Genomic DNA, 26,631 nt, shown 5'->3' on the forward strand with positions numbered 1-26,631 from the left:
GACTGATGATTCGCCAGTTTAGCCAAGGACCTCACCAGCGCACAGCCTATTAAAGCGCGGCAATGAAAAAGGGAGATCCGAAGATCTCCCTTTTCTGTGCATCCGGTGTGATCAGTCGAACACGCCGAAAGTCATGTAGCTGAACCACGAGCGGTCAGTGTCGCTCGACTCAGGCTCTGGCTCTTCGATCACGTCGCCGTTCTCGTCTTTAGGCTTGAGCTCGTTCGGGATCGCGTCTTTCGCGTCCTGGAACTGCTTCTGCACGTCCTGGTTGGCGCGGGTCTCTCCCGGCGGCAGCGGTGGACGCGACTCGATCAGACCCAACGTCGCCTTGCTCAGAAACGAACGGTTGTCGGCTTCGGCAACGCGAGGCACGAACTGGCCATCTTGCAGGCTCGGGTGGTTCGGGTAGTTGAGTCTCAGGGTTTCCAGGCTGGTGGCCGCCAGATCGTCCAGGTGCAGACGCTGATAGGCTTCAGTCATTACCGCCAGGCCGTCGCCGACCGATGGGGTTTCCTGAAAGTTTTCTACTACATAACGGCCACGGTTGGCGGCGGCAACGTACGCCTGACGGGTCAGGTAGTAGTCGGCCACGTGGATTTCGTAGGCGGCCAGCAGGTTGCGCAGGTAAATCATGCGCTGCTTGGCGTCCGGCGCGTAGCGACTGTTCGGATAGCGGCTGGTCAGCTGGGCGAACTCGTTGTAGGAGTCGCGCGCGGCGCCCGGGTCACGCTTGGTCATGTCCAGCGGCAGGAAGCGCGCCAGCAGGCCGACGTCCTGGTCGAACGAAGTCAGACCTTTGAGGTAATACGCGTAATCCACGTTCGGGTGCTGCGGATGCAAACGAATGAAACGCTCGGCGGCGGACTTTGCAGCTTCCGGTTCGGCGTTTTTATAGTTGGCGTAGATCAGCTCCAGCTGTGCCTGATCGGCGTAGCGACCGAACGGATAACGCGACTCCAGAGCCTTCAGCTTGGCTGTGGCGCTGGTGTAGCTGTTGTTGTCCAAGTCAGTCTGAGCCTGCTGATACAGCTCGGCTTCGCTGAGGTTTTCGTCTACGACTTCCTTCGATGAGCAAGCAGCGGTCAATGCGAGGATGGCGATCAGCAGCAGGTGTTTCACTTGCATGGCGGCTTGCGTCCCTATGACGGCCGCTGTCTTGGGCGGGGCCGTCCTGTTATGATGAGCGCCCCGTTGAAAAGCCTCGGGGCAAAAGACGCCGTATTTAACCACAAGCGCGCAGCCGAAACCAAAAGCTGTGCCGACGCACAGTCAGAGCATGTCCGATAAAATTGAACTTCGCGCAGAGGTGCCGTCCGATTTGGGCGGCCAACGCCTCGATCAAGTCGCTGCCCAACTCTTCGCTGAGCACTCACGCTCGCGCCTTTCCGCCTGGATCAAAGAAGGTCGCCTGACTGTGGACGGGGCGGTCATCCGCCCGCGCGACATCGTGCACGGCGGTGCCATCCTTGAACTGACTGCCGAGCAAGAAGCCCAGGGCGAGTGGATCGCCCAGGACATCGAGCTCGACATCGTCTATGAAGACGACGACATCCTGGTGATCAACAAGCCTGCGGGCCTGGTGGTGCACCCGGCTGCCGGTCACGCCGATGGCACCCTGCTCAACGCCTTGCTGCACCATGTGCCGGACATTATCAATGTCCCACGCGCCGGTATCGTGCATCGTCTGGACAAGGACACCACCGGTCTGATGGTGGTGGCCAAGACCATTCAGGCGCAGACAAAGCTTGTTACTCAATTGCAGAGTCGCAGCGTCAGCCGGATCTACGAGTGCATCGTGATCGGTGTTGTCACCGCCGGTGGCAAAATCAATGCCCCGATCGGTCGTCACGGCCAGCAACGCCAGCGCATGGCGGTGATGGAAGGTGGCAAGCCTGCCGTCAGCCACTATCGCGTGCTGGAGCGCTTCCGCTCTCACACTCATGTTCGGGTGAAACTGGAAACCGGTCGTACTCACCAGATTCGCGTGCATATGTCGCACATCAACTTCCCGTTGGTCGGCGATCCGGCGTACGGCGGTCGTTTCCGCATACCGCCTGCTGCGAACCTGAACATGGTCGAAACCCTCAAGAACTTCCCGCGGCAGGCTCTGCATGCGCGGTTCCTTGAGCTGGATCACCCGACGACCGGTGAGCGCATGAGCTGGGAATCGCCGTTGCCGGAAGATTTCGTCTGGCTGCTGACCCTGCTCAAGCAGGATCGCGAGGCTTTCGTCGGATGAACTGGCTGACGCCGGACTGGCCTGCGCCGGCCAGCGTCAAAGCCTGCGTCACCACCCGCGAGGGTGGTGTCAGCGAGGCGCCGTTCGACAGCCTCAATCTGGGCGATCATGTTGATGACCGTCCTGAGGCTGTTGCCGAGAACCGTCGGCGCCTGACTGATCACTTCTCTATAAAGCCTGCCTGGTTGCAGCAAGTGCACGGTATTGCCGTGGCACATGCTGACCCAGGCATTGTTGCGACAGCAGACGCCAGCTGGACAGCAACGCCCGGTATTGCCTGCGCGGCAATGACGGCGGATTGCTTGCCGGCGTTGTTCTGCGATCGTGCTGGCACACGTGTGGCGGCGGCCCATGCCGGTTGGCGCGGTCTGGCGGCGGGTGTACTCGAAGCCACGCTCGACACGCTCGATGTCCCGGCTGAAGAGGTGCTGGTCTGGCTCGGCCCGGCCATCGGCCCGAAAGCCTTTGAAGTAGGCCCGGAAGTACGGGAAGTCTTCATCAATCAATTGCCCGCAGCGGCCGAAGCCTTTTTGCCGAGCCACAATGCCGGCAAGTTCATGGCTGACATCTATCTGCTGGCGCGCCTGCGTCTGGCTGAACGCGGTGTCACTGCTGTTTATGGTGGCGGTTTCTGCACCGTGACCGATCCGCGCTTCTTCTCCTATCGCCGTGCGTCGCGCACCGGTCGCTTTGCCTCCCTCATCTGGCTCACCCGCTAGACTTGCCTGACCTGCATCAACTCTCCGCCGCTTGAATCTCGCAGAATCGACCGCATCTACAGTGGTATCTGGCAGGTTTCTTTATTCAGGATGGTTTTTAGGTCCGGCCTGCTCAAAAGGAAGGTGACCCATGCGTATAGACCGTTTAACCAGCAAACTACAGTTGGCCTTGTCCGACGCCCAGTCGTTGGCTGTTGGCCACGATCATCCGGCCATCGAGCCGGCGCACTTGATGCAAGCCATGCTTGAACAGCAGGGTGGTTCGATCAAACCCCTGTTGATGCAAGTCGGCTTTGACGTCAACAGCTTGCGCAAAGAGCTGACCAAAGAGCTCGACCAATTACCGAAAATCCAGAATCCGACTGGCGACGTCAACATGTCGCAGGATCTGGCGCGCCTGCTCAATCAGGCTGATCGTTTGGCCCAGCAGAAAGGCGACCAGTTCATTTCCAGCGAACTGGTGTTGCTCGCCGCCATGGACGAGAACAGCAAGCTCGGCAAGTTGCTGCTCGGCCAGGGCGTGAGCAAGAAAGCCTTGGAAAACGCGATCAACAATCTGCGCGGTGGCGAAGCGGTTAACGACGCCAACCACGAAGAGTCGCGTCAGGCGCTGGACAAATACACCGTCGACCTGACCAAGCGTGCCGAAGACGGCAAGCTCGATCCGGTGATCGGCCGTGACGACGAAATCCGTCGCACCATTCAGGTTCTGCAACGCCGGACCAAGAACAACCCGGTGCTGATCGGTGAGCCTGGCGTGGGTAAAACCGCGATTGCCGAAGGTCTGGCCCAGCGCATTATCAACGGCGAAGTGCCGGATGGCCTCAAGGGCAAGCGTCTGCTGTCGCTGGACATGGGCGCGCTGATTGCCGGTGCCAAGTACCGCGGTGAATTCGAAGAGCGCCTGAAATCGCTGCTCAATGAGCTGTCGAAGCAGGAAGGGCAGATCATTCTGTTCATCGACGAACTGCACACCATGGTCGGCGCCGGTAAAGGCGAAGGCTCGATGGATGCTGGCAACATGCTCAAACCCGCCCTGGCACGCGGCGAATTGCACTGCGTTGGCGCGACCACGCTGAACGAGTACCGCCAATATATAGAGAAGGACGCGGCCCTCGAACGGCGCTTCCAGAAAGTATTGGTGGATGAGCCGAGTGAAGAAGACACCATCGCGATCCTGCGTGGCCTCAAGGAGCGTTACGAGGTTCACCACAAGGTCGCGATCACTGACGGTGCGATCATTGCAGCGGCCAAGCTCAGCCATCGTTACATCACTGATCGGCAACTGCCGGACAAGGCGATCGACCTGATCGACGAAGCCGCCAGCCGTATCCGCATGGAGATCGACTCCAAGCCGGAAGTACTCGATCGTCTGGAGCGTCGCCTGATTCAGTTGAAGGTGGAATCCCAGGCACTGAAGAAAGAAAGCGACGAAGCGGCGATGAAGCGCCTGGAAAAACTCCAGGAAGAAATCGTCCGTCTTGAGCGTGAGTATTCGGATCTGGAAGAGATCTGGAATTCGGAAAAAGCCGAGGTTCAGGGTTCTGCGCAGATTCAGCAGAAGATCGAACAGTCGCGTCAGGAACTGGAAGCCGCGCGCCGTAAAGGCGACCTCAACCGCATGGCCGAGTTGCAGTACGGTGTGATCCCGGATCTGGAGCGCAGTCTGCAAATGGTCGATCAGCACGGCAAAAGCGAAAACCAGTTGCTGCGCAGTAAGGTGACTGAGGAAGAGATTGCTGAAGTCGTGTCGAAGTGGACCGGCATTCCAGTATCGAAAATGCTCGAAGGCGAGCGCGACAAGCTGATGAAGATGGAAAGCCTGTTGCACAAGCGCGTGATCGGTCAGGAAGAAGCGGTCGTGGCGGTTTCCAATGCGGTGCGTCGTTCGCGTGCCGGGTTGTCTGACCCGAATCGTCCAAGCGGCTCGTTCATGTTCCTCGGCCCTACCGGAGTCGGTAAAACCGAGTTGTGCAAGGCGCTGGCCGAATTCCTCTTTGATACGGAAGAGGCGATGGTGCGGATCGACATGTCCGAGTTCATGGAGAAACACTCCGTGGCTCGTTTGATCGGTGCGCCACCGGGATACGTCGGTTACGAAGAGGGCGGTTATCTGACCGAAGCGGTACGGCGCAAGCCTTACTCGGTGATCCTGCTGGACGAAGTCGAGAAGGCGCATCCGGATGTGTTCAACATCCTCCTGCAAGTGCTTGAGGATGGGCGCCTGACCGACAGCCATGGCCGTACAGTGGACTTCCGCAATACGGTGATCGTCATGACCTCGAACCTCGGTTCGTCGCAGATCCAGGAGCTGGTAGGTGATCGTGAGGCCCAGCGTGCAGCGGTGATGGATGCGCTGACCAGTCATTTCCGTCCGGAGTTCATCAACCGGGTCGATGAAGTGGTGATCTTCGAGCCATTGGCGCGGGATCAGATCGCGGGCATTACCGAGATCCAGTTGGGTCGTCTGCGCAGTCGTCTGGCCGAGCGCGAGCTGAAGCTGGAACTGAGCCCGGAAGCGATGGACAAGTTGATTGCCGTCGGTTACGACCCGGTCTATGGCGCACGTCCTTTGAAACGGGCGATTCAGCGCTGGATCGAAAACCCGCTGGCGCAGTTGATCCTTTCGGGTCACTTCATGCCAGGCGACACGGCAACCGGCACGGTCGAGAACGACGAAATCGTTTTCAACTAAGTCCAGACACCAATGAAAATTGGCAGGCCCCACATTGTGGGGCCTTTTTTTCGTTAGGCTGTTGAACTCAAAGGAAAAGGCTTGTAAAGTGCGCCCCGCAGTCAGTCGCCAAGACGGTCTCAGCTCACTGAGTTGAAATCTGAAATAAGTTGCAAATCATTAACTTGAAAGCAATTTAGGGGGTTGACAGAGGTGTTCTAGGTTGTAGAATAGCGCGCCTCAGACACACGAACGCAGCGATGCGAACGAGTGACTGGATGCAACAAGTTTCACCGTTGTAAATTGAAATATGTAGTTCCGTGATAGCTCAGTCGGTAGAGCAAATGACTGTTAATCATTGGGTCCCAGGTTCGAGTCCTGGTCACGGAGCCAATTTCAAACCGGGGTATAGCGCAGTCCGGTAGCGCGCCTGCTTTGGGAGCAGGATGTCAGGAGTTCGAATCCCCTTACCCCGACCATTTTTGGGTCGTTAGCTCAGTTGGTAGAGCAGTTGGCTTTTAACCAATTGGTCGTAGGTTCGAATCCCACACGACCCACCATTTTTGAAACCAGTTAGCGCTGGGATCGAATCTTAAGATCAGAGGCCAAAAGCGCTGATCGAAGTAGGCGATCTTTGAAAGGTCGCCTTTTTTTTACCGGGGTATAGCGCAGTCCGGTAGCGCGCCTGCTTTGGGAGCAGGATGTCAGGAGTTCGAATCCCCTTACCCCGACCATATTAAAAATCCTCGTATCGAAAGATACGGGGATTTTTTTTGCCTGCAAAAAATTCCCGATGGCACAGCAGAAACAAATGTGGGAGCGAGCCTGCTCGCGAAGGGGTTGTGTCATTCAACAATGACGTCGACTGACACACCGCTTTCGCGAGCAGGCTCGCTCCCACAGTTTTTAAATCAGTGCAGCTTCAGGCGCGGTTCCGTGCCACGACCAATCTTGCTGCCGAGCATCAGCATCGCCGTGCGGAATGGCCCGTACAGCGCCATCTGGTGCATGCGGTACAGCGACACGTAAAACATCCGTGCCAGCCAGCCCTCGAGCATCACGCTGCCGGTGAGGTTGCCCATCAAGTTACCCACAGCCGAAAAACGCGACAGCGAAATCAACGAGCCGTAGTCGGTGTACTTGTACTCCGGCAGGGTCTTGCCTTCGATGCGCAGTTTCAGCGATTTGGCCAGCAAGGATGCCTGCTGGTGTGCGGCTTGTGCACGCGGTGGCACGTTACGGTCGGTGCCAGGTTGGGGGCACGCGGCGCAATCACCGAAAGCGAAAATGTTCTCGTCGCGGGTGGTTTGCAGGGTCGGCAGCACTTGCAGCTGATTGATGCGGTTGGTTTCCAGGCCATCGATGTCCTTGAGGAAACCCGGCGCACGAATACCGGCTGCCCAAACTTTCAGGCTGGCCTTGATTTCGTTGCCATCGGCAGTGATCAGGCTGTCGGCCGTCACTTCGCTGACCGACGCATTGGTCATTACATTGACCCCGAGTTTCTCCAGGGTCTTGTGCACCGGCCCGCCGATGCGCTCCGGCAGGGCTGGCAGCACCCGTGGCCCGGCTTCGATCAGGGTGATGTGCATGTTTTCCGGTTTGATCCGGTCGAGGCCGTAAGCTGCTAGCTCATGGGCTGCGTTGTGCAGTTCTGCCGCCAGTTCGACGCCCGTGGCGCCAGCGCCGACGATGGCCACGCTGATCTGCTCGACCACATCGGTTTGCCCGGCATGGGCACGCAGGTAGTGGTTGAGCAATTGCTGGTGAAAACGCTCGGCCTGTTTGCGGGTATCGAGGAACAGGCAATGTTGTGCCGCGCCTTGAGTGCCGAAATCGTTGGTGGTGCTGCCGACGCTGATCACCAGCGAGTCATAGGCCACTTCGCGCGCGGGTACCAGCTCTACGCCGTTTTCGTCGTAGGTGGCGGCCAACTGGATTTTTTTCTGTGCGCGATCAAGCCCGCTCATGCGCCCCAGCTGGAACTCGAAGTGGTTCCATTTGGCTTGGGCGACATAGTTGAGTTCGTCTTCGGAAGAGTTCAGCGATCCAGCCGCCACTTCGTGCAACAGCGGTTTCCAGATGTGCGTCAGGTTCGCGTCGACCAGCATCACACTGGCCGTGCCGCGCTTGCCCAGAGTCTTACCCAGACGGGTAGCCAACTCCAGACCGCCGGCGCCGCCGCCGACAATAACAATACGATGGGACATGGGGATAACTCGCAAGGTTTTTAAAGGAAATCGGTGCGGTTACCCGAGCGAGCGCGATGCTGCTCATAGCGTCAGGTAACTGATAAATCGGCTCAACAGGCCCAGACCAATGGTCACTACCAGCACCAGCACCAGGAGCATCCACGGCCGGAAAGGCCGGCGCTCGACACGGTGTTGGGACAGTTGCAGGTACTCTTCGACATGCTTTTGGTCTTCGGGTTTCAGGCGGCTGGTCATAAAGGCCTCGTCAGGTAGACGTTGCTGAATGTGCAGAAGCTACAGCGGTTTTCAACCGGGGTTGAACGCAGCATAGCCGCTGTCCGGAACCGGTTCGACAGACAGGCTATCATCGAGGCGAATGATCCCGCTTTGTAACACCCGCGCGGTGATTCCGCCATGCCCGCGCACCGCTTGAAAAGTGCCAGGGCCGAGGTTGTTTTGCAGGCGGGCACAAGGCTGACACCAGCCGGTTGTCTCGAAAATCGCCTGACCGATGCGAAAGCGCCGGCCCTTGAGGCTGAACAGGTTGATGCCGCTAATAACGAGATTGCGCCGCAGATCTTCAGGCTTGACCGGTTGATCGTGCGGGCGTCCCATCAAGGCGCTGATCACGGCGAGATGCTCCCACTGAATCAGCGTCACCTGTCGCGCGTTACGCACCCCGGGGCGGGCGTGATCGCCGGTCAGTCCGGCTTCCAGTCTTGCCTCCACGGCATCGAGTTCGAGCATTGGCCCACGGGATTCGGGGCGCACGCCTATCCAGCGCACTCGTCCGTTTTGTGGCACATCGGCGATCAATTGTTGAAGTGGTGTCACAGGCTGATCCCTACGTCGAAAACGATGCTGCGGCCCAGGTTGCTGCGCAGAAAGTCCGGTGCATCGGGGTGAGCAAATAGTACACGGGCGAATGTCGGGCCGACGAGGGACAGCGAGCGCCAGCCCTGGCGCAAGTATTCGGTGGGTGGCGGAAAGTGGCTGTTCAGATCCAGCACTTCGCGCTTGAGGCTGGCGAAGGCGATGATGTCCAGTTCGCCCAGATCCATGCCGCGTTCCTTGTAGTTGTGGGCTTTCTTGCGCAAGGTCGGCGCCAGTCTGAGCAGGAACTCATTGGCCGGAATCCGGCGCGGCTTGGCTTCGCGGCGCACCAGTTGGCTGAGGGAGAACGCACTGCGCCGCCGCTTCAATTCATCGCGCCATTCGTCGTTGAGTCGGCGGCCTTCGTCGAGAACGAAGAACACTTCGAAATTGGCATCACGAAACAGCACATCCGGCGGCTCGCCGGCAGGCGCAAATTCATCGGCCCGGTAGGGAATGTTCAGGCCTTGCAGCAGGCGCTGGCAGACCCAACGCTCACGCTCCCATTTGCGGGCATTGGACAGGAACGCGTTGGCTTGCTCGGCCGCAATGGTCAGCAGGCGTAAATAATCGGAGTCATCCATAGGCCCAAGCTTAGCGTTCAATTGCGACAAGCAGAAAGCCTTGCGTGGCAAAGTGCGTCAGTAGGCAGTCAAGAACGGCGGTGTAGACTCAGTGGAACTGAATCATGCCGTCAAACCGAGGTGACTTATTGTGAAATTTCGCTGGTTGCTGGTATTTGTTCTTGTACCGCTCTGGGCTCACGCCCTGGAAAATGGCGAACGGCTCGCCCCTTGGACGTTGCTTGATCAGTACGATCAGGCCTACACGCTCGACAACAGCACCACGACGCTGCTGGTGGCGCGGGACATGGATGGCGCCAAACTGATCAAGGAAGCCTTGAAGGATCAGCCCAAGGGCTATCTGGAGGCGCGCCACGCGGTGTTCGTTGCGGACATCCAGCGTATGCCGGCGCTGATTGCCAAGATGTTCGCCGTGCCCGCCATGCGTGATTACAGCTACCGGGTCATGCTCGACCGCGAGGGCCGGGTCGCTTCGCGATATCCCGGCGCAGAGGGCCAGGTGTTGTGGATACAGCTCAAGGACGGCCGGCTGCTCGAGCAACATGAGTACGCCAACGCTGCCCAGTTGCGCGAGGCGCTGGAGAAGGCGCGGCCATGATCGGTGCCGAGGTGCTGTCGACTGCAAGCCAGGTGCTGGGCTGGCTGATCTATTTGCCTGTGCTGCTCTGGGCGATCTTTCGCGCACCGTGGGTCGAATTGTTCAGTGACAACCGCCGCCAGCACTTGCTGTTCGGCACGGTGTTCGCGTTGTTTCTGTTGTGGCTGGTGCGCAGGGATTTTGACACCGGAGTGTCTTATCACTTCATCGGCATGACGGCGGTGACGTTGCTGCTGGACTGGCCACTGGCGATAGTCGGCGGCCTGGTGGCGCAGGTCGGCCTGTTGCTGCTCGGGCGTCAGGATCTCGCGGCGTTCGGGGTCAACGGCGCCTTGTTCATTTTGCTACCGGTGCTGATCACCGAGTGCGTGGCGATCCTCGTCGAGCGTGCGCAGCCGCGCAATCCGTTTGTGTATATCTTCTGTTCGGGGTTTCTCGCGGCGGCGTTGTCGGCGTTACTGTGCCTTTTGTTGAGTCTGACGCTGCTCTGGTACGACGGCCTCTTCGCCTTGCCTGAATGGCTGGAAGACTTCATCGGTTACCTGTGGCTGATCATTTTTCCCGAAGCATTCATCAACGGCATGGTGATCAGTGCGCTGGTTGTATTCAGTCCGGAATGGCTGGAGACCTTCAATCGCACGCGCTACCTTTCGGCGCCGTGGAAGGACGACGATCCCAAGTCTTGATCCATATCAAACCCGTCACGGGCGGGCCATTTCATGCTCGCGCAAATCCCTTCAGGAGCAGCAGCATGAGTGTTTACGAGTGGGCGCGGCAGGAAACCCGGCAGAGTCTGGAGATGGCGCAGGAGGTGGGGTTCGATCCGGGCTTGAGCCTGCGCGCCCTGCTCAGTGCGGTGGTGCAACAGAGCAAGGCGGTGCGCAATGCCGAAGACCTGGCCGACGAGTTGCGCTTTCTGGCGGAAAACCTCGACGACGATCAGGACTACGGCTTCATGCGTCCTTGAGCGGGATCAGTGACGCGGGTCGAAATCGCCGGAAAACAGTTCATCTTCGGCATCCGGGGCGACCGGAATCTTGTGTTCTTCGGAAGCCCAGGCGCCGAGGTCGATGAGTTTGCAGCGATCGGAGCAGAACGGCCGAAACTTGTTCGCCGGTGTGAATTCCACGGGGGCGCCGCAGGTCGGGCATTCAACGGTTGGGATCTGGCTCATGATTGGCCTCCACTTAAAGTCAGGTAAAAGTCATGCAAGCGCTCGACCTCACTGTGCAACCAGGCGAGGTCGCGGTCGTTGACCACCACGTCGTCGGCACGGCTCACACGATCTTCGCGGCTGGACTGAGCCTTGAGGATCGCCTGAACCTGCTGTTCGCTGGTCTGATCACGTTGCAAGGTGCGTTCGATCTGCAGTTGTTGCGGGGCGTCGATCACCAGAATCCGCTGGGTCATCGCGTATTGCCCGGATTCGATCAGCAGCGGTGAAACGAGAATCGCGTAAGGCGATTTTGCCTGCGCCAGATGATGGGCGATTTCCTCGGCGATCAACGGATGCAGCAGGGCTTCGAGCCAGCGGCGCTGCTCCGGCACTTCAAAGATCAGTTTGCGCAGGGCCGCGCGATCCAGCGTTCCGTGCGCTTGTAACACGCCAGCGCCGAAGTGTTCGGCAATCTTCGCCAACGCCGGACGTCCCGGTTCGACCACCCAGCGCGCCGCATGATCGGCGTCGACCACATGGATGCCGAGGTCGATAAAGTGCTGGGCCGCCGCGCTTTTGCCGCTGCCGATGCCACCGGTCAGGCCGAGAATCCAGGGTTTTTCCACAGGGGTATTCATTTCAAACCGACAAACTGCCAATAGAAGTCGGTTATTTGACCACCCCAGAGCAAGGCAATCCAGCCGGCAATTGCCAGATACGGGCCGAAGGGGATTGGTGTTGAGGTGTTCTGCTCACGCAGGCGCAGCAAAATCACCCCGACAATGGCGCCAACCAGCGATGACAGCAGGATGGTCAGCGGCAGAATCTGCCAGCCACCCCAGGCGCCGAGCAGCGCCAGCAGCTTGAAATCACCGTGGCCGATGCCGTCTTTACCGGTCAAAAGTTTGAACAGCCAAAACACCGACCACAGCGCCAGATACCCGGCCACCGCACCCCATAGTGCATTATGCAGGGACGTGAACAGGCCGAAACTGTTGACGATCAACCCCAACCACAACAGCGGCAGCACCAGTACATCGGGCAGCAACTGATGCTCGGTGTCGATCAGACTCATCGCCAGCAAGCCCCACGTGAGGAAGATCAACACACAGGCCGGCCACCCGAAGCCCAAATACCAGGCGATGAACGCCGAGAGCAGGCCGCAGGCCAGTTCGGTCAGGGGATAACGTTTGCTGATCGGCGCAGCGCACGCCGAGCAGCGTCCGCGCAGTAGCAGATAACTGAGCAGCGGGATGTTCTCCCATGCGCGAATCCGGTGCTGGCAGTGTGGGCACTCGGAATGCGGCAGCATCAGGTTGTAGGTCGGCTGCGGCGTATCGATCGGCAAGCCCAAGACGTCATGGGCCTGTTGGCGCCAATCGCGCTCGAGCATTTTCGGCAAACGCCAGATCAGCACATTGAGAAAGCTGCCCACCACCAGCCCGAGCAGCAGGGCGGTGAGGACAAAGGCCAGCGGATACAGACTGAGAAGTTGGTCGATAGGCATGTCAGATCGCTGAGCCAAGTTGGAAGATCGGCAGGTACATGGCCACTACCAGCCCGCCGACAATGACCCCGAGCACCACCATGATGAACGGTTCCATCAGGCTGGTGAGGTTGTCGACCATGTTATCGACTTCCTCCTCGTAAAACCCCGCGACCTTGTCGAGCATCTCGTCCAGTGCCCCGGACTCCTCGCCGATCGCTGTCATCTGCACCGCCATATTCGGAAAGACGCCGGTGCTGCGCATTGAAAAATTCAGCTGCATGCCGGTGGAGACGTCTTGGCGTATACGCAGCACCGCACGCTTGAACACCACGTTGCCGGTGGCGCCGGCCACCGAGTCGAGGGCTTCCACCAGCGGTACACCCGCGGCAAATGTAGTCGACAGGGTTCGAGCAAAACGTGCGACAGCGGACTTGTATATCAACGTGCCGACCAAGGGCAGTTTCAGCAGCCAGGTGTCTTTGCGGTCACGCAAGGCCTGGGAGGTTTTCAGCGCATGACGGGTGCCGAAAATTGTCGCTACCAATACGCTCAGTATCGCCCACCACCATTGCTGCATGAATTCCGAGAGGCTGATCACCATCAGGGTGAACGCTGGCAGTTCGGCGCCGAAGCCGGAAAAAACCGACTGGAACTGCGGCACCACTTTGACCAGCAAAATCCCAGTCACCACCGCCGCCACCAGCACCACGGCGGTGGGGTAGGTCATGGCTTTCTTGATCTTGGCCTTGAGGCGTTCACTTTTTTCCTTGTAGGTTGCGACCCGCTCCAGCAACGTATCAAGGGCGCCGGACTGCTCACCGGCATCTACCAGGTTGCAATACAACTCGTCGAAGTACTGCGGCTTTTTGCGCAGGGCGTTGGCGAAACTGTTCCCGGCCGCGACTTCTTGTTTCACCTCGTCTACCAGTTTGCGCATGGCCGGGTTGTCGAAGCCCTCGCCAATGATGTCGAACGACTGCAGCAGCGGTACGCCGGCCTTCATCATGGTTGCCATTTGCCGGGTGAACAGGGCGATGTCCTGAGCCTTGATGCGTTTGCCGAAACTCAGTATCGATACCGATTTCTTGCGCACCTTGCCCGGATTGATCCCTTGTTTGCGTAGTTGAGCCTTGATCAGTGCCGGATTCTGCCCGCTCAACTCACCGCTGAGTTTGCTGCCTTTCTTGTCCGTGCCTTCCCAGGCGTAAACGCTGATTTTCGCTGCCTTGACCGCCATGTTCAGTCCTTGGTGACCCGGTTGATTTCTTCCAGGCTGGTGATGCCCTGCATGGCCTTGTGCAGCCCCGAGGTGCGTAAATCGTCGAAGCCGTCGCGACGCATCTGAATATCGATTTCCAGCGAGTTGCCTTTGGCCATGATCAGCCGTTGCAGGTCCGGTGTGTTCTTCACCACTTCATAAATCCCCACGCGCCCCTTGTAACCGCCGTTGCAGTGATCGCAACCGACCGGCTCGTAGATCGTGAAATGGCCGATGCGTTCCTCGGGGAAGCCTTCCTTGAGCAAGGTCTCACGAGGAATCTCGATGGGTTTCTTGCAGTGGCTGCACAACTTGCGCGCCAGCCGCTGGGCGATGATCAGGCTGACAGAGGTGGCGATGTTGAAGCCGGGGATGCCCATGTTGTGCAGGCGGGTCAGGGTTTCGGCGGCGCTGTTGGTGTGCAGTGTGGACAATACGAGGTGGCCGGTCTGCGCAGCCTTTATCGCGATCTCGGCGGTTTCCAGATCGCGGATCTCGCCGACCATGATCACGTCCGGATCCTGACGCAGAAACGAGCGCAAGGCCTGGGCAAAGTCGAGCCCCTGCCTGGGGTTGACGTTGACCTGATTGATGCCTTCCATGTTAATCTCCACCGGGTCTTCAGCGGTGGAGATATTGATGTCGACGGTGTTGAGGATATTCAGCCCGGTGTACAGCGACACGGTTTTGCCCGAGCCGGTGGGGCCGGTGACCAGAATCATTCCCTGTGGCTGCTTGAGCGCGGCCATGTACAGGTCTTTCTGCGCCGGCTCGTAGCCAAGCGCATCGATGCCCATTTGTGCGCTGGAGGGGTCGAGGATCCGGATCACTACTTTTTCGCCCCACAGGGTCGGCAGGGTGTTGACCCGGAAATCGATCGACTTGCTCTTCGACAGGCGCATCTTGATCCGCCCGTCCTGCGGTTTGCGCCGTTCCGAGATGTCGAGGCTGGCCATGACTTTCAATCGTGCGGCGATGCGCCCGGCCAGTTGAATCGGCGGCTTGGCCACCTCACGCAGGATGCCGTCGGTGCGCACCCGCACGCGGTAGTTCTTTTCGTAGGGTTCGAAATGCAGGTCGGAGGAGCCGCTCTTGATCGCATCGAGCAGCATCTTGTGAACGAAACGCACCACCGGCGCATCGTCGGCATCGATGACGCCGATGGCGTCCTGCTTGCTGTCGTCGATCGATTCGACATCGAGGCCGTCGAGATCGACGTCGGCCATGTCTTCGAGACCGCTGGCGTGGGTGTCGAAGAATTTTTCGATCGCGTCGCTGAGCTTGTCGTCCTCCACCAGGATGGCTTCGGTGTTCAACCCGGTGCTGAACTGGATGTCGTTGATCGCTTGATGATTGCTCGGGTCGGAAATGCCCACGAACAGTTTGTTGCCGCGCCGCCACAAGGGCAGGGCGTGGTGCTGGCGCACCAGTTTTTCACTGACCAGGCCTTTAGGCTGGGTTTCCTTGTCCAGGCAATTAAGGTCGAGGAACGCCATGCCGAAGTGCTCGGAGGCAATCTCGGCGACCTGCGCGCTCTTTACCAGTTTGTTCTGCACCAGATAACTGACCAGCGACAGACGATTGCGCTGGGCCTGTTGCCAAGCCTGCTGGGCGCTTTTTTCCGTGAGCAGTTCGGCCTGCACCAATTGCTTGGCCAGACCGCTCAGAGCGATGTCATTCATGGGGATTCCGCACGCTTGCCGTTCATGACTTATAGCCTAGACAAGTGACAGCGCCAAACACGCTCGGTGCAGGTGACAAAAAGTGTCAGATAGTGCGGTTGCGGGTTGTAGGAAACTGCGCGGGTCAGGGGCGCACTCAGTCTTCGCGGCGTTGACCTTGTTGGCATGGGCTATGCTGAGTCCATCTCAGATCATGAGATTTCGACTCATGCATGGAGCGTGTCTATGACAAAACAACAAGGTTTCACTCTGATCGAGCTGCTGATCGTTGTGGCGATTATCGGGATTCTGGCGACTATCGCCCTGCCGCAGTATTCCAAGTATCAGGCTCGGTCCAAGGTGACGGCGGGGCTGGCGGAAATCAGTGCGCTGAAAGTGCCGTTCGAGGACACCATCAATCAAGGGACAAACCCTACGCTTGCCATCGTGAAGGGTGATACGGTCACGACCACTTCAAATTGTGCGTTGACGGCTTCAGGTACGGCCGCTGATGGCGCGGGAACCATTGTTTGTACGATCGCCAATGCTCCAGCGCCAGTGTTGGGCAAAACCATTACGCTGACTCGTTCCTCCGGCACGGGCGCAGGCGTTTGGAGCTGTGGTACCACAGTGGCTCCGGATTACTCGCCAAAAGGCTGCACTGCCACCGGTACGTAATGTCAGGCAATGTCTGATGAATGCCCCGCACTGCGGGGCATTTTTCATTGCGCAGTGGTTCTCAAAAGCTTCAATAATTTCAGCACCTTAGGAACTTTCCGAAAAACCGCAACTTGCATGTGAATATTTCCCCGGTCATGCAATTTGCATGAATCCGGAATTTTGCATTATTTGTAACCTGTTGATTTATATGGTTTTTGTGTCGATTGAAAAGTTGGCACAGCGTTCGCAATGTATCCAGTAACCCTGCTGACAAGACATCCAGCAGACTTTCCAGAAAAACAGGAGTTACTCGTATGAAGAAGTTCGCTATCACTGCCGCTGCTGCTACCGCGCTGACCCTGACCATGGCTTCCGGTGCATTTGCACAATCCACCCAGGCTACCCAGGCACCAATGACTCTGGCTGCCGGTGAAGTGACTCAGGCAAAAGAAGCTACTTCCGACACCTGGATCACCACCAAGGTCAAAGCTGATCTGGTCACCGAAAAAGGCATCCCAGGTACTGACATCAAAGTTGAAACCAACAAAGGCGTTGTGTCGCTGTCGTCGACTGCTGCAGTAACCGAATCGCAGAAAGACGTTGCTGTGGCAATCGCCAAGAAAATCAAAGGCGTCAAAGCGGTCTCCGCTGACGGCCTGAAAGCCGAGTAAGGCATGACTTCTCGCCTGGACCGGGAGAAGGCGCGACAGACGGGCCGAGCAATACGTCTGCCGCAACTTTAGAGTTCATGCGAACGGTCACACGGAGGTGACCATTACGGGCCCCGGCACTTGTGTCGGGGCCTGTTTTATTTCAGGGACGAGAGAATTAAATGGCACCACAAAACAATTGTGGGAGCGGGCTTGCTCGCGAAGGCGTCAGGTCAGTCAAATTCGTCGTGACGGACCTGACGCCTTCGCGAGCAAGCCCGCTCCCACATGGGATAGTGAGTGGGTTTAGTTGCCGCGTTTGCTGTTGATCTGGCGCAGGCGATTGCCTTCAAAGCGCAGGTATTGGTACATGCCGTTGCTCGGGCCGTAGGTCCATTCTTCGACCTGAAATTCTTCGCGGCGATTGGCGCTGCGCTTGTAGCCCAGCACATCGCGGCTGACCGGCTCACCGCACTTTTGCAGCACTTCGCTTGAGCGGTCGCCAATGCTGATCAGTTGGCTGCCGCAGCGCAGCGTATCGGACGCCGAAGCAGCGCCGGCCGCGAGTGTCAGCGCCATCGCGGCCAGCCATTTGCGCTTCATCACTCGGCATCCAGATGCATTTGCGTGACCACTCGGCCGTCGCTCTCGGCTTCACCCAGATTGGCGTCGATGAAGTACACGCGGTCGTCTGCCAACTGGCCCTTGTCCACCAGATAATCCTTGATGCTGCTGGCGCGATCCTGACCCAACTGACGCAGCAACACATCGCTGCCGCTCCAGAAACTGATCACGCCGGCGCGTAGCTTCGCGGTGCGCTCTTCCTTGCCCAGGTCCTTCCATTCGGCCGGTGGCTGGGTTTTCAAACGAGTGCGATAGATGCCTTCAAGCAGTGGACCTTTTTCGCCGTCCGGTACCTGAATCAAGGAGGCCTGCGCAGGAACCTTGTCACCGCGACGCTGGAGCATTTTGTAGTAGTTGTACTGGTATTCACGTTCCAGACGCTGTTCGGCGAGCAGTGGGCCATCGCTGCTTTTCGCGGCCGTGCCTTCGATTTCCAGGCGCAGGGCCGGGCGCTCCTTGAGCGCTTGAGACAGCTTGACCAGCGCGGCTTCGGCCTCTTTGTTCAGCTCGCTGGAGCCGGGAGCAAACGACACCGTGCCGAGGTCTTGCGAACCACCGCCGCTGACCAGCCCGCCAATCAGCTTGAATGGCGCAGCGGCGGCTTTGACGATCAGGTTGCGCAGGGTCTGCCAGACAATCGGCATCACGCTGAACTGTGGGTTGTTCAAGTCGCCCGTGACCGGCAGTTCGATGGAGATCTTGCCGTCGACGTCCTTGAGCAAGGCAATCGCCAGTTTCAGCGGCAGGCTCACGGCATCCGGGCTGTCGACTTTTTCGCCCAGTTGCAGTTGCTCGACCACCACTTTGTTCTCGGCTTTCAACTGGCCTTTGGTGATCAGGTAATGCAGGTCGAGGTTGAGCCGGCCCTTGCGGATGCGGTAACCGGCGAATTTTCCGGAATAGGGCGTCAGCGTGGTCAGCTCGACACGTTTGAAACTGGTAGTGATATCGAGGCTGGCCATCGGGTCGAACGGATTGACCGCGCCCTTGATGGTCACTGGCGCATAGCGATCAACCTTGCCTTTGATATCGACAGTGGCCGGTTTCACCTGACGACTGTCGATGGTGCCGATCTGGCCATTGAGTTGCTGAACGGCGGTGGCGAAGTTCGGTGTCAGGCTGAAGTCAGCGAAGTTGGCTGAACCGTCATTAATGGCGATGCCGCCGATGTGAATGCCCAGCGGTTTGTCTTTGCTGACCGGTTTGGCGGCAGCCGGTTTTGTGCCGCTGTCGGCTGGCTGCGGGATCAGCAGATCGTCGATGTTGGTAGTGCGGTCATCGTTGATCATGAAGCGCACATACGGCTGGAACAGGTTGACCTTGTCGATCGACAGGCTGTCGCCGTGCTGATAGTTCAGGCCTTCCACCACCACTTGCTGCCACTTGAGGAAGTCGCGGGTTTTCAGGGTGTCGAGGGTGTGCAGTTGATCGACCTGAGCCCGGCCTGTCACGCTGAGCGCCAGCGGATCGGTGCTCTTGAGATTGACCTTGAGGTCACTGCCGAGCATGCCGCTGCGCAGTTCGAGACGAATGAACGGATTGATGTAGGACTGCGCGACACGCAGGTCGATGTCCTGGGTTTTCACGTTGAGTTGGGCGGTGACCGGCGCGAGATTGACCACGCCGTCGGCCATGATCTTGCCTTGCTTGCCTAGCCCCGAATCGAGTTTGACCTTGAAGGGCGAGCCGTTGAGGCTGTCGAAATCCTGCAAGTCAGCGTTCAGCGGGCCGACATCCAGTGCCACCGGCGGATTGGCCGAACGGTCAGCCAGATGCACCTGGTAGTTGCGCAACTGCACATCTTTGAGCAGCACTTGCCACGGCTTGCTTGGCGCGGTGGGTTCAGCTTTCGGTGAATCGGCCGCGGCCGGCGTACTTGCCGGCTCGGCGGCGGCTTTGGCGGCGGGTTTCGACGGTTGGCTGGCGAACAGTTTCTGCCAGTCCAGTTGGCCGTCGGCTTCGAGCGCTGCCCAGGTTTCCAGTTTGTTGCTGCGGATCTTGCCGACCACCACTTGCTGCTTGGCCAGGTCCACGGTGGTGTCGCTGATGTCGAGGCGTTCGAGTTTCGCCAACGGGCGCCCGTCCGGTGCCTTGATGGCGAACGGCGCGATGCTGACCGCGACGTTGTTCAACAGCAGTTCGGTTTCTTTCGACAGATTGAGTTTGTACTCGGTGCTGAGGCTGACCACGCCGTTTTCCAGCACCAATGGCACCGCGTCACGCACATAGGGCCAGAAGGATTTCATCTGGCCGTCGGTGATTTTCAACGTCCCTTCGGAGGCAATCGGGATCAGGCTGAAGTTGCCTTTCCAGTCGATCTGCCCACCGGCCGGGCCGACGGCGACCAATGTCATGTCGGCGCTGTCTTCGGGCAGGGTGCTGAGGTTTTTCAGTTCGAAGTCGAGTTTGTCGTAGAGGAATTCGATCGGCTCGCTAGGGCGCGCATCCTCGAAATGCAGGGTGCCATCCGCCAGTTTGATGCGGTCGATGCGCAGCGGGAATGGCTTGGCATTCGGGTCGGCCGGGGTCGGTTCACTGGCCGGCAGTTTGAACAGGCCGAGCAGGTTGAGCTTGCCGTCTTTGCCGAAGAGGATTTCGGTCTTGGATTTTTCCAGCTCGATATCGGACAGGTGCAGCGCTTTGGTCCACAGGCTGTCGAGTTGCAGGTTGGCGTAGAGGCGTTCGAAACCGACCTGCTCTTTGCCTGGTTCGCCGATGACCAGGCCCCACAGGGTGACCTCAAGGCTGAACGGATTGAGCTCGATGCGCTGGAGGTGCGCAGGCACCGTCGCGTAATTGGCCAGTTGCTGGTTGGCAATACGCAGGGCGATGCCCGGCAAAATCAGAAACCCCAGCAAGCTGTAGAGGGCCAGAGCGGTCAACAGGGCGCCAATCGCGCGAATCAATCCTTTGGGCATGTGCGGCTTCATCTGTCTGAATCGGAGTGCCTTGGAGTATGGCATGCGTTTCCGGTTCCGAAGTACTTGGCGTGGCACAGGATTGTTCAGATTCTTCTGTAGGAACAAATTCCATGTGGGAGCGAGCCTGCTCGCGAAGGCGTCATATCAGTCGCTCTACTTGTTGGCTGATACACCGCTTTCGCGAGCAGGCTGCTCCCACATTAGATAGTTGTCAGCCGCGCGAGCGGTTCAGAGCTGCAGGATCAGGGTTTTCAGCGGCGGCTGTTGGTCCATCGACGGGAAATCCGCACCCGGCGTCATCACGCTCCATTCGCGCACCGGACGGCCGGCCTTCTCGGCGCAGCGCAACACTTGCTCACGCCAGTCGTCCATGCTGACCTTCGCCAGATTGTTGCAGCAGATCAGCACACCATTGTCGGCGGTGGTCAGCAGTGCCGGTTTGAGCAGGCTTTGATAATCGCGCAGCAGGTCGACGGTGCCGAACGCGCTTTTGGCCCAGGCCGGTGGATCGAGCAGCACCAGATCGTATTGGCGTTGTTCCAGGCGCTGGTAGCTCGGCAGCTTCTGCCCGCGCCGCTGGCTGATCGGCAGGCCGGCGAGCTGGCGGATGGCCGGGAAGTAATCGGACTGGATAAATTCCATCTCGGGCAATTGCGGATTGAGCTGGCCGTTTTCGCGACCGACCGCGAGGTTGCCTTCGGCGAAGTCCAGATTGCACACCTCACGCGCACCACCGGCCGCAGCACTCAGGCCAACGCCGCAGGTGTAGGCGAACAGGTTGAGCACGCTTTTGCCTTTGGCGTGATCCTTGACCCAGCCGCGGGTGTTGCGCAGGTCGAGGAAAAGCAGTGGATCCTGCCCGGCATGGCGTCCGCGCACGCGGTAATTGAGCCCCCATTCGTGCCCGACCAGATCAGCCAGCGCGGCGTCCTCGGCTTTATAGACGCTGTCTTCGCGATCAATACGCGAGTTGCCCCGGGAGCGGTCGTTATAAACCAGCAGGGTTTCGAAGCCGAGGGCCTGATTGACCATGGCGTGCAGTTGCAACAGATCGTCACGCTCCGGCGTCTGGTGAAAGCTCTGCACCAGCAATTGCGGGCCGTAGCGGTCGATGGTCAGGCCGCCGGCGCCTTCCTGGCTGCCGTGGAACAGGCGATAGCAATCGGTGCCCTGGCTGTGCAGCTCAGCGAGCAAATCGTGGCGTTGGTCGAGGGCGGCGCGCAGCGCCTGATTCAAGGAAGACATGCGTGCGCCTTGCTGGTGAGAATTGGGGCGCGGGAGTTTAGCAGCTTGGCGGACAATCGAGTTGCGGCCTTCGCGAGCAGGCTCGCTCCCACATGGGAATGCATTTCAAATGTGGGAGCGGGCTTGCTCGCGAAGCTTTTCAGGTCGGCAGGCCCATACGACGTTTGGCTCTCTGCACCGAGCCATTACGCATCGCCCAACGCAGCATCGGCGCGCTGCGCCTGACGCTGGCGCGGATCAGTTGCCGTTGCAGCGAACTCTGCCGCACATCGAGCATGTCGCTGGCCCAGTCCGGCAACAGGTCGATACCGGCCTTCATCATCAGATCGCCAAAGGGCCGCGCCAACAGGCTGGGGGCTGGCGCGTCGAGCAGCAGGCGCAGGACTTCACGGCTGCGTTCATCGCACAGCAACTGCGGGCGCATGCGTTGCAGATAATCCGCCACAGCTTGCCGTGACTTCGGTACGTCGCGGGCGCCCAAGCGTTCGGCGACCAAGGCGATTTCCGCGTAATAACGATCCTGATCCGCCAGCGACAACTGCGGATTGCGGTAACGCAAATGCGCGGCGAGGAAGTTGCTGACTTCCGCCACATGCACCCACGTCAGCAAATCAGGATCACTGGCCGCATAGGGCCGACCATCCGGCGCGGTGCCGACTACTTGCAGGTGAATGGTGCGCACTTTCTCGATCAGCCAGTCGGCATCCCGCCGCGAACCGAAGGTAGTGCCGGACACAAACTGGCTGGTGCGGCGCAGACGCCCAAGCATGTCCTGACGAAAGTTCGAGTGATCCCAGACCCCGGCCAGCGCCAGCGGATGCAGTGCTTGCAGCAACAGCGCACTGATGCCGCCGATCAACATGCTGCTGAAGTCACCGTGCACCTGCCAACTGACGGAGTCCGGGCCGAACAGACCGGGATCGCCCTTGGGGTTTTCCAGGTCGAGCTGACCGAGGGACAGTCCGGTCAGGCTCATGAGTTGGGTTTCGATACGGCTGCGGATGAATTCCATGACCACTCAGTGATGAAGGGCGGGCGCGACCGGTTGACCGCGCCCGAAGTGTTACTGATTGAGGCGCTTGTCGATCAGGCCTTGCACCACGCTCGGGTCGGCCAGGGTCGAGGTGTCGCCGAGGCTGTCGAGTTCGTTGCAGGCGATCTTGCGCAGGATGCGGCGCATGATCTTGCCTGAGCGGGTTTTCGGCAAGGCCGGCGCCCACTGAATCAGGTCCGGTTTGGCGAAGCTGCCGATTTCCTTGCTGACGTGGGCCAGCAGTTCTTTCTTCAATTCGTCATTCGGTTCGGTGCCGTTCATGGGGGTGACGAAGGCGTAGATGCCCTGGCCTTTGACGTCGTGGGGATAACCGACCACGGCCGCCTCGGCGATGCTGTCGTGCAGCACCAGCGCGCTTTCCACTTCAGCGGTGCCGATGCGATGGCCGGAAACGTTGATCACATCGTCGATACGCCCGGTGATCCAGTAATCGCCATCCTCATCGCGACGGGCGCCGTCGCCGGTGAAGTAGTAACCGGGGTAGGGTTTGAAATAGGTGTCGACCATCCGTTGCGGGTCGCCATAGACGCTGCGGATCTGCGCCGGCCAGCTTGATTTGATGGCGAGCACGCCACTGCCGGCGCCTTTGATTTCCTTGCCCTGCTCATCCAGCAGCACCGGCTGCACGCCGAACATCGGTTGCGTGGCGCAACCCGGTTTGATCCGCTGGGCGCTGACCAACGGGCTGAGCATGATGCCGCCGGTCTCGGTCTGCCACCAGGTATCGACAATGGGGCAGCGCTGTTCGCCGACCACGTTGAAATACCATTCCCACGCTTCCGGGTTGATCGGCTCACCGACGCTGCCGAGCAATCTGAGGCTCTGGCGCGACGTTTCCTTCAGCGGTTCGGCGCCTTCGCGCATCAACGCACGCAGGGCGGTGGGCGCGGTGTAGAAGATGTTGACCTTGTGTTTGTCGATCACCTGCCAGAAGCGCGAGCTGTTCGGATAGCTCGGTACGCCTTCGAACATCAACGTGGTCGCACCATTGGCCAGCGGGCCGTAGACGATGTAGCTGTGGCCGGTGACCCAGCCGACGTCGGCGGTACACCAGAACACTTCGCCGTCGCGGTAGTCGAGCACGTACTTGAAGGTCATCGCCGCTTGCAGCAAGTAGCCACCCGTGGTGTGCAGCACACCTTTGGGTTTGCCGGTGCTGCCGGAGGTGTAAAGGATGAACAGCGGATCTTCGGCGTCCATCGGCTCTGGCGGGCAGTCATCGCTGACATCGCGCACGGCCTGGTGATACCAGAGATCGCGGCCCTCGACCCAGTCCACATTGCCTTGGGTGCGCTCGACCACGACGACGGTGCTGACAGCCGGGCAATTTTGCAGGGCTTTATCGACGTTCTGTTTCAGCGGCACGAATTTACCGCCGCGCACGCCTTCGTCGGCGGTGATCACCGTGCGGCAATCGGCATCGAGGATGCGGTCACGTAATGAATCCGGGGAGAACCCGCCGAACACCACCGAATGAATCGCACCGATCCGTGCGCAGGCGAGCATGGCGTAGACGGCTTCGGGGATCATCGGCATGTAAATGCAGACCCGGTCGCCTTTCTTGACGCCACGGCTTTTCAGCACGTTGGCCAATCGGCAGACATGGTGATGGAGTTTTTTATAAGTGATTTGCGCCGATTCGGCAGGGTCGTCGCCTTCCCAGAGCAGGGCGGTCTGATCGCCGCGTTGTTCGAGATGGCGGTCGATGCAGTTGTAACTGACGTTCAGCTTGCCGCCGGCAAACCAGGCGGCTTCACCGGCTTTCAGGTCGTAGCGCTGAACGGTCTGCCACGGTGTGCTCCAGTCGAGGAAGCGCAGGGCCTGTTCGGCCCAGAAAGCGCTGGGGTGTTCAATGGATTCGCGGTACAGGCGCTGATAGTCGTCCTGACTCAACTGAGCAGCCCGGCGGACGGCATCGGCTTTGGGGAACGTGCTGATATCGAACATGACGGTTCCTTATTCTTGTTGTGCGAAGAATAAAGATGCGCCGAGCGGTCAACAGGTTCAAGCCAGATTCGGAATCTGATGTTGAATGCACCGGAAATAACTGTGGGAGGGGGCTTGCTCCCGAATGCGGTGTGTCAGTCAACATTTCTGCTGAAGGACACACTGCATTCGGGAGCAAGCCCCCTCCCACAGGGTTACAGCGGTGCGTTCAAATCAACCGCGGTGACGACCACGGAAGTAGTTGATCAGGCCTTGGGTGGAAGGATCGTCAGCCGTGGTTTCATCGCTGCCGACCAGGCGGTTGTAAACGCCTTTGCCCAGTTCCTTGCCCAGTTCCACGCCCCACTGGTCGAAGGCGTTGATGCCCCAGACCACGCTTTGCACGAACACTTTGTGCTCATACATGGCAACCAGCGCGCCGAGACGACGCGGGCTGATGCGCTCGACCACCAGGGTGTTGCTCGGACGGTTGCCCGGGATCACCTTGTGCGGTGCGATTTTGTGGATTTCTTCCTCGCTCACACCCTTGTCGCGCAGTTCTGCCTCGGCTTCCGGCAGGGTCTTGCCGAGCATCAGCGCCTGGCTCTGCGACAGGCAGTTGGCGTACAGCCACTGGTGGTGGTCGGACACCGGGTTGAAGCTGACGATCGGCACGATGAAGTCGGCCGGGATCAGTTGGGTGCCTTGATGCAGCAATTGGTGGTAAGCGTGCTGACCGTTGCAGCCGACGCCGCCCCAGATAACCGGACCCGTGTCGGTCGATACCGCGGTGCCGTCCTGACGCACGCTCTTGCCGTTGGATTCCATGTCCAATTGCTGCAAGTGCTTGGTGATGTTACGCAGGTAGTGGTCGTACGGCAGGATCGCGTGGCTTTGCGCGCCCCAGAAGTTGCCGTACCAGACACCGAGCAGCGCCAGCAGCACCGGCATGTTCTGTTCGAACGGCGCGGTCTGGAAATGCTGGTCCATGGTGTAGGCACCGGACAGCAGTTCCTTGAAGTTGGACATGCCGATGGCCAGGGCGATCGGCAAACCGATGGCCGACCACAGCGAATAACGACCGCCGACCCAGTCCCACATCGGGAAGATGTTTTCTTCGCGGATACCGAACGCCACGGCGGCGGCATTGTTGCTCGATACGGCGATGAAGTGACGATAAAGCTCGGCTTCCGAACCACCTTGCGCCAAGTACCAGGCACGCGCGGCTTGAGCGTTCTTCAGGGTTTCGAGGGTGTTGAACGATTTCGACGAAACGATGAACAGCGTGGTTTCGGCGCGCAGTTTCTGCGTCAGCTCGTGGAACTCGCTGCCGTCGATGTTCGCCAGATAGTGGCAACGCACGCCTTTCTGCGCGTAGGACAGCAACGCTTCGGACACCAGTTCAGGGCCGAGGAACGAGCCACCGATGCCGATGTTGACCACGTCAGTGATCGGCTTCTCGGTGTAACCGCGCCACAGACCGTCGTGGATGCGACCGACCAGATCGGTAATCTGGTTCAGTACCTTGTGGACTTCCGGCATCACGTTGACGCCGTTGACCGACAACTTGTCGCCGACCGGGCGGCGCAGGGCGGTGTGCAGCGCCGGGCGGCCTTCGGACGAGTTGACGATTTCGCCGTCGAACAGCGCTTTGATCGCGCCTTTCAGGTCGACTTCATTGGCCAGACCCACCAGCAAGTTGCGGGTCTCGGCGTTGATCAGATTCTTCGAATAGTCGAGAAACAGGCCGCAGCTGCTGAGGGTGAACTGATTGAAGCGCTGCGGATCGGCGTTGAAGGCTTCGCGCATGCTGAAATCCTGCATGGCTTGGCGGTGGTCTTTCAACGCTTGCCAGGCAGGCAGAGCGGTAACGTCATGAGGAGTGCGGTAGTACGCCATCGCTGCGGTTTTCCTTTTTACTTGAACGGCCTTTTGAACACGGAACAGGCCAGCACGCCATGGTTGGGCATGGGCCAACTGCGTCGCCACGGTTTCTGGACACAGGGCGAATACAGTAAACCTCGCGCTGCGTTCTGTCTTGACTTTGTCTGACCCGATCCCTGTACTTTTTTAACATTGATACCGGGAGCGAGCCGACAAACGGA

At 59.2% G+C, this 26,631-nt stretch carries 24 protein-coding genes and 4 tRNA genes; 12 read left to right on the forward strand and 16 right to left on the reverse strand.

Annotated elements, in window-relative coordinates:
* Positions 1-111 precede the first annotated feature (111 nt).
* Positions 112-1,128 carry an outer membrane protein assembly factor BamD gene (locus ATI02_RS20495; RefSeq protein ID WP_100847186.1) on the reverse strand — a complete coding sequence of 339 codons (1,017 nt, stop codon included), beginning with the start codon at positions 1,126-1,128 and terminating at the stop codon, positions 112-114.
* Between the two features lie 151 nt (positions 1,129-1,279).
* On the opposite strand from ATI02_RS20495, the gene rluD reads away from it, so the two are divergent.
* The 7 genes from rluD (at position 1,280) to ATI02_RS20530 (ending at position 6,369) form a co-directional block, all read left to right on the forward strand.
* Positions 1,280-2,242: a 23S rRNA pseudouridine(1911/1915/1917) synthase RluD gene (rluD, locus tag ATI02_RS20500; RefSeq protein WP_095189311.1), complete on the forward strand. Its 963-nt coding sequence runs from the start codon at positions 1,280-1,282 to the stop codon at positions 2,240-2,242.
* Positions 2,239-2,961, forward strand: a complete 723-nt coding sequence (gene pgeF / locus ATI02_RS20505; protein ID WP_095189310.1) for a peptidoglycan editing factor PgeF — start codon at positions 2,239-2,241, stop codon at positions 2,959-2,961. Before rluD ends, pgeF begins: the two co-directional genes overlap by 4 nt.
* Positions 2,962-3,091: 130 nt before the next feature.
* A complete protein-coding gene (gene clpB / locus ATI02_RS20510; protein ID WP_095189309.1) occupies positions 3,092-5,656 on the forward strand; it encodes an ATP-dependent chaperone ClpB in 2,565 nt (854 codons plus the stop codon).
* Positions 5,657-5,952: 296 nt separating this feature from the next.
* A tRNA-Asn gene (locus ATI02_RS20515) sits at positions 5,953-6,028 on the forward strand.
* Positions 6,029-6,037: 9 nt separating this feature from the next.
* Positions 6,038-6,114: transfer RNA gene (locus ATI02_RS20520), tRNA-Pro, on the forward strand.
* 5 nt (positions 6,115-6,119) lie between these two features.
* A tRNA-Lys gene (locus ATI02_RS20525) sits at positions 6,120-6,195 on the forward strand.
* 97 nt (positions 6,196-6,292) lie between these two features.
* A tRNA-Pro gene (locus tag ATI02_RS20530) sits at positions 6,293-6,369 on the forward strand.
* A gap of 177 nt (positions 6,370-6,546) precedes the next feature.
* Here ATI02_RS20530 and ATI02_RS20535 read toward each other — a convergent pair.
* The 4 genes from ATI02_RS20535 to ATI02_RS20550 form a co-directional block, all read right to left on the reverse strand.
* Entirely contained in the window at positions 6,547-7,845 is a 1,299-nt protein-coding gene (locus ATI02_RS20535; RefSeq protein ID WP_100847187.1) for an NAD(P)/FAD-dependent oxidoreductase, read from the reverse strand.
* 63 nt (positions 7,846-7,908) lie between these two features.
* Positions 7,909-8,082 carry a DUF3094 family protein gene (locus tag ATI02_RS20540; protein ID WP_100847188.1) on the reverse strand — a complete coding sequence of 58 codons (174 nt, stop codon included), beginning with the start codon at positions 8,080-8,082 and terminating at the stop codon, positions 7,909-7,911.
* Positions 8,083-8,133: 51 nt separating this feature from the next.
* Positions 8,134-8,661 (reverse strand): MOSC domain-containing protein, encoded by a 528-nt coding sequence (locus ATI02_RS20545; RefSeq protein WP_100847189.1) that lies wholly within the window; start codon positions 8,659-8,661, stop codon positions 8,134-8,136.
* Positions 8,658-9,284 (reverse strand): DUF1780 domain-containing protein, encoded by a 627-nt coding sequence (locus ATI02_RS20550; RefSeq protein ID WP_095189305.1) that lies wholly within the window; start codon positions 9,282-9,284, stop codon positions 8,658-8,660. The genes ATI02_RS20545 and ATI02_RS20550 overlap by 4 nt, the downstream gene beginning before the upstream one ends.
* A 130-nt stretch (positions 9,285-9,414) precedes the next feature.
* Here ATI02_RS20550 and ATI02_RS20555 point away from each other — a divergent pair, with 130 nt between their 5' ends.
* From ATI02_RS20555 to ATI02_RS20565, 3 genes are all read left to right on the forward strand, one after another.
* Positions 9,415-9,882 (forward strand): FAD/FMN-containing dehydrogenase, encoded by a 468-nt coding sequence (locus ATI02_RS20555; RefSeq protein WP_095189304.1) that lies wholly within the window; start codon positions 9,415-9,417, stop codon positions 9,880-9,882.
* Complete coding sequence (locus ATI02_RS20560) at positions 9,879-10,568, forward strand: energy-coupling factor ABC transporter permease (protein ID WP_095189303.1); 690 nt, start codon at positions 9,879-9,881, stop codon at positions 10,566-10,568. Before ATI02_RS20555 ends, ATI02_RS20560 begins: the two co-directional genes overlap by 4 nt.
* Before the next feature lie 65 nt (positions 10,569-10,633).
* Positions 10,634-10,849, forward strand: coding sequence for a hypothetical protein (locus tag ATI02_RS20565; protein ID WP_007959584.1), 216 nt, complete (start codon positions 10,634-10,636; stop codon positions 10,847-10,849).
* 6 nt (positions 10,850-10,855) lie between these two features.
* Here ATI02_RS20565 and yacG read toward each other — a convergent pair whose 3' ends face one another.
* From yacG to pilB, 5 genes are read right to left on the reverse strand one after another with little or no spacing between them, the layout of a single operon-like run.
* The gene (gene yacG, locus ATI02_RS20570) at positions 10,856-11,056 is read right to left on the reverse strand and encodes a DNA gyrase inhibitor YacG (protein WP_016773149.1); all 201 of its coding nucleotides are present in this window, start codon (positions 11,054-11,056) and stop codon (positions 10,856-10,858) included.
* Positions 11,053-11,676 carry a dephospho-CoA kinase gene (coaE, locus tag ATI02_RS20575; protein ID WP_095189302.1) on the reverse strand — a complete coding sequence of 208 codons (624 nt, stop codon included), beginning with the start codon at positions 11,674-11,676 and terminating at the stop codon, positions 11,053-11,055. The genes yacG and coaE overlap by 4 nt, the downstream gene beginning before the upstream one ends.
* Positions 11,673-12,545, reverse strand: coding sequence for a prepilin peptidase (locus ATI02_RS20580; RefSeq protein WP_095189301.1), 873 nt, complete (start codon positions 12,543-12,545; stop codon positions 11,673-11,675). The genes coaE and ATI02_RS20580 overlap by 4 nt, the downstream gene beginning before the upstream one ends.
* Before the next feature lies 1 nt (position 12,546).
* Positions 12,547-13,764: a type II secretion system F family protein gene (locus ATI02_RS20585; protein ID WP_095189300.1), complete on the reverse strand. Its 1,218-nt coding sequence runs from the start codon at positions 13,762-13,764 to the stop codon at positions 12,547-12,549.
* Positions 13,765-13,766: 2 nt separating this feature from the next.
* Positions 13,767-15,467 carry a type IV-A pilus assembly ATPase PilB gene (pilB, locus tag ATI02_RS20590; RefSeq protein WP_100847190.1) on the reverse strand — a complete coding sequence of 567 codons (1,701 nt, stop codon included), beginning with the start codon at positions 15,465-15,467 and terminating at the stop codon, positions 13,767-13,769.
* A gap of 225 nt (positions 15,468-15,692) precedes the next feature.
* Here pilB and ATI02_RS20595 point away from each other — a divergent pair, with 225 nt between their 5' ends.
* Positions 15,693-16,124, forward strand: coding sequence for a pilin (locus tag ATI02_RS20595; RefSeq protein ID WP_095189298.1), 432 nt, complete (start codon positions 15,693-15,695; stop codon positions 16,122-16,124).
* A gap of 296 nt (positions 16,125-16,420) precedes the next feature.
* On the forward strand, positions 16,421-16,777 hold the full coding sequence (locus ATI02_RS20600) for a BON domain-containing protein (RefSeq protein WP_095189297.1): 357 nt from the start codon (positions 16,421-16,423) through the stop codon (positions 16,775-16,777).
* A gap of 285 nt (positions 16,778-17,062) precedes the next feature.
* On the opposite strand, the gene ATI02_RS20605 is transcribed toward ATI02_RS20600, so the two are convergent.
* The 6 genes from ATI02_RS20605 to pgi all read right to left on the reverse strand — a co-directional run bounded on the left by ATI02_RS20605 (position 17,063) and on the right by pgi (position 26,425).
* Positions 17,063-17,359, reverse strand: a complete 297-nt coding sequence (locus tag ATI02_RS20605) for a DUF2845 domain-containing protein (protein WP_100847191.1) — start codon at positions 17,357-17,359, stop codon at positions 17,063-17,065.
* Positions 17,359-20,310: a DUF748 domain-containing protein gene (locus tag ATI02_RS20610; protein ID WP_100847192.1), complete on the reverse strand. Its 2,952-nt coding sequence runs from the start codon at positions 20,308-20,310 to the stop codon at positions 17,359-17,361. Before ATI02_RS20610 ends, ATI02_RS20605 begins: the two co-directional genes overlap by 1 nt.
* Positions 20,311-20,529: 219 nt before the next feature.
* The gene (locus ATI02_RS20615; protein ID WP_100847193.1) at positions 20,530-21,546 is read right to left on the reverse strand and encodes a class I SAM-dependent rRNA methyltransferase; all 1,017 of its coding nucleotides are present in this window, start codon (positions 21,544-21,546) and stop codon (positions 20,530-20,532) included.
* A 139-nt stretch (positions 21,547-21,685) separates the two neighbouring features.
* Positions 21,686-22,558, reverse strand: coding sequence for an oxygenase MpaB family protein (locus ATI02_RS20620; protein ID WP_095189293.1), 873 nt, complete (start codon positions 22,556-22,558; stop codon positions 21,686-21,688).
* Between the two features lie 51 nt (positions 22,559-22,609).
* Entirely contained in the window at positions 22,610-24,547 is a 1,938-nt protein-coding gene (acs, locus tag ATI02_RS20625) for an acetate--CoA ligase (RefSeq protein ID WP_100847194.1), read from the reverse strand.
* A 213-nt stretch (positions 24,548-24,760) separates the two neighbouring features.
* Positions 24,761-26,425 (reverse strand): glucose-6-phosphate isomerase, encoded by a 1,665-nt coding sequence (gene pgi, locus ATI02_RS20630; RefSeq protein WP_095189291.1) that lies wholly within the window; start codon positions 26,423-26,425, stop codon positions 24,761-24,763.
* Between the last annotated feature and the right edge of the window lie 206 nt (positions 26,426-26,631).

It is taken from the genome of Pseudomonas baetica (assembly GCF_002813455.1).
Lineage (GTDB): Bacteria > Pseudomonadota > Gammaproteobacteria > Pseudomonadales > Pseudomonadaceae > Aquipseudomonas > Aquipseudomonas baetica.

What these genes read in the sequence shown, in the direction of transcription:
- ATI02_RS20495 (WP_100847186.1), bottom strand. Translation starts at nt 1,128, where the DNA reads ATGCAAGTGAAACACCTGCTGCTGATCGCCATCCTCGCATTGACCGCT.
- rluD (WP_095189311.1), top strand. Translation starts at nt 1,280, where the DNA reads ATGTCCGATAAAATTGAACTTCGCGCAGAGGTGCCGTCCGATTTGGGC.
- pgeF (WP_095189310.1), top strand. Translation starts at nt 2,239, where the DNA reads ATGAACTGGCTGACGCCGGACTGGCCTGCGCCGGCCAGCGTCAAAGCC.
- clpB (WP_095189309.1), top strand. Translation starts at nt 3,092, where the DNA reads ATGCGTATAGACCGTTTAACCAGCAAACTACAGTTGGCCTTGTCCGAC.
- ATI02_RS20535 (WP_100847187.1), bottom strand. Translation starts at nt 7,845, where the DNA reads ATGTCCCATCGTATTGTTATTGTCGGCGGCGGCGCCGGCGGTCTGGAG.
- ATI02_RS20540 (WP_100847188.1), bottom strand. Translation starts at nt 8,082, where the DNA reads ATGACCAGCCGCCTGAAACCCGAAGACCAAAAGCATGTCGAAGAGTAC.
- ATI02_RS20550 (WP_095189305.1), bottom strand. Translation starts at nt 9,284, where the DNA reads ATGGATGACTCCGATTATTTACGCCTGCTGACCATTGCGGCCGAGCAA.
- ATI02_RS20560 (WP_095189303.1), top strand. Translation starts at nt 9,879, where the DNA reads ATGATCGGTGCCGAGGTGCTGTCGACTGCAAGCCAGGTGCTGGGCTGG.
- ATI02_RS20565 (WP_007959584.1), top strand. Translation starts at nt 10,634, where the DNA reads ATGAGTGTTTACGAGTGGGCGCGGCAGGAAACCCGGCAGAGTCTGGAG.
- yacG (WP_016773149.1), bottom strand. Translation starts at nt 11,056, where the DNA reads ATGAGCCAGATCCCAACCGTTGAATGCCCGACCTGCGGCGCCCCCGTG.
- coaE (WP_095189302.1), bottom strand. Translation starts at nt 11,676, where the DNA reads ATGAATACCCCTGTGGAAAAACCCTGGATTCTCGGCCTGACCGGTGGC.
- ATI02_RS20580 (WP_095189301.1), bottom strand. Translation starts at nt 12,545, where the DNA reads ATGCCTATCGACCAACTTCTCAGTCTGTATCCGCTGGCCTTTGTCCTC.
- ATI02_RS20585 (WP_095189300.1), bottom strand. Translation starts at nt 13,764, where the DNA reads ATGGCGGTCAAGGCAGCGAAAATCAGCGTTTACGCCTGGGAAGGCACG.
- pilB (WP_100847190.1), bottom strand. Translation starts at nt 15,467, where the DNA reads ATGAATGACATCGCTCTGAGCGGTCTGGCCAAGCAATTGGTGCAGGCC.
- ATI02_RS20595 (WP_095189298.1), top strand. Translation starts at nt 15,693, where the DNA reads ATGACAAAACAACAAGGTTTCACTCTGATCGAGCTGCTGATCGTTGTG.
- ATI02_RS20600 (WP_095189297.1), top strand. Translation starts at nt 16,421, where the DNA reads ATGAAGAAGTTCGCTATCACTGCCGCTGCTGCTACCGCGCTGACCCTG.
- ATI02_RS20605 (WP_100847191.1), bottom strand. Translation starts at nt 17,359, where the DNA reads ATGAAGCGCAAATGGCTGGCCGCGATGGCGCTGACACTCGCGGCCGGC.
- ATI02_RS20610 (WP_100847192.1), bottom strand. Translation starts at nt 20,310, where the DNA reads ATGAAGCCGCACATGCCCAAAGGATTGATTCGCGCGATTGGCGCCCTG.
- ATI02_RS20615 (WP_100847193.1), bottom strand. Translation starts at nt 21,546, where the DNA reads ATGTCTTCCTTGAATCAGGCGCTGCGCGCCGCCCTCGACCAACGCCAC.
- ATI02_RS20620 (WP_095189293.1), bottom strand. Translation starts at nt 22,558, where the DNA reads ATGGAATTCATCCGCAGCCGTATCGAAACCCAACTCATGAGCCTGACC.
- acs (WP_100847194.1), bottom strand. Translation starts at nt 24,547, where the DNA reads ATGTTCGATATCAGCACGTTCCCCAAAGCCGATGCCGTCCGCCGGGCT.
- pgi (WP_095189291.1), bottom strand. Translation starts at nt 26,425, where the DNA reads ATGGCGTACTACCGCACTCCTCATGACGTTACCGCTCTGCCTGCCTGG.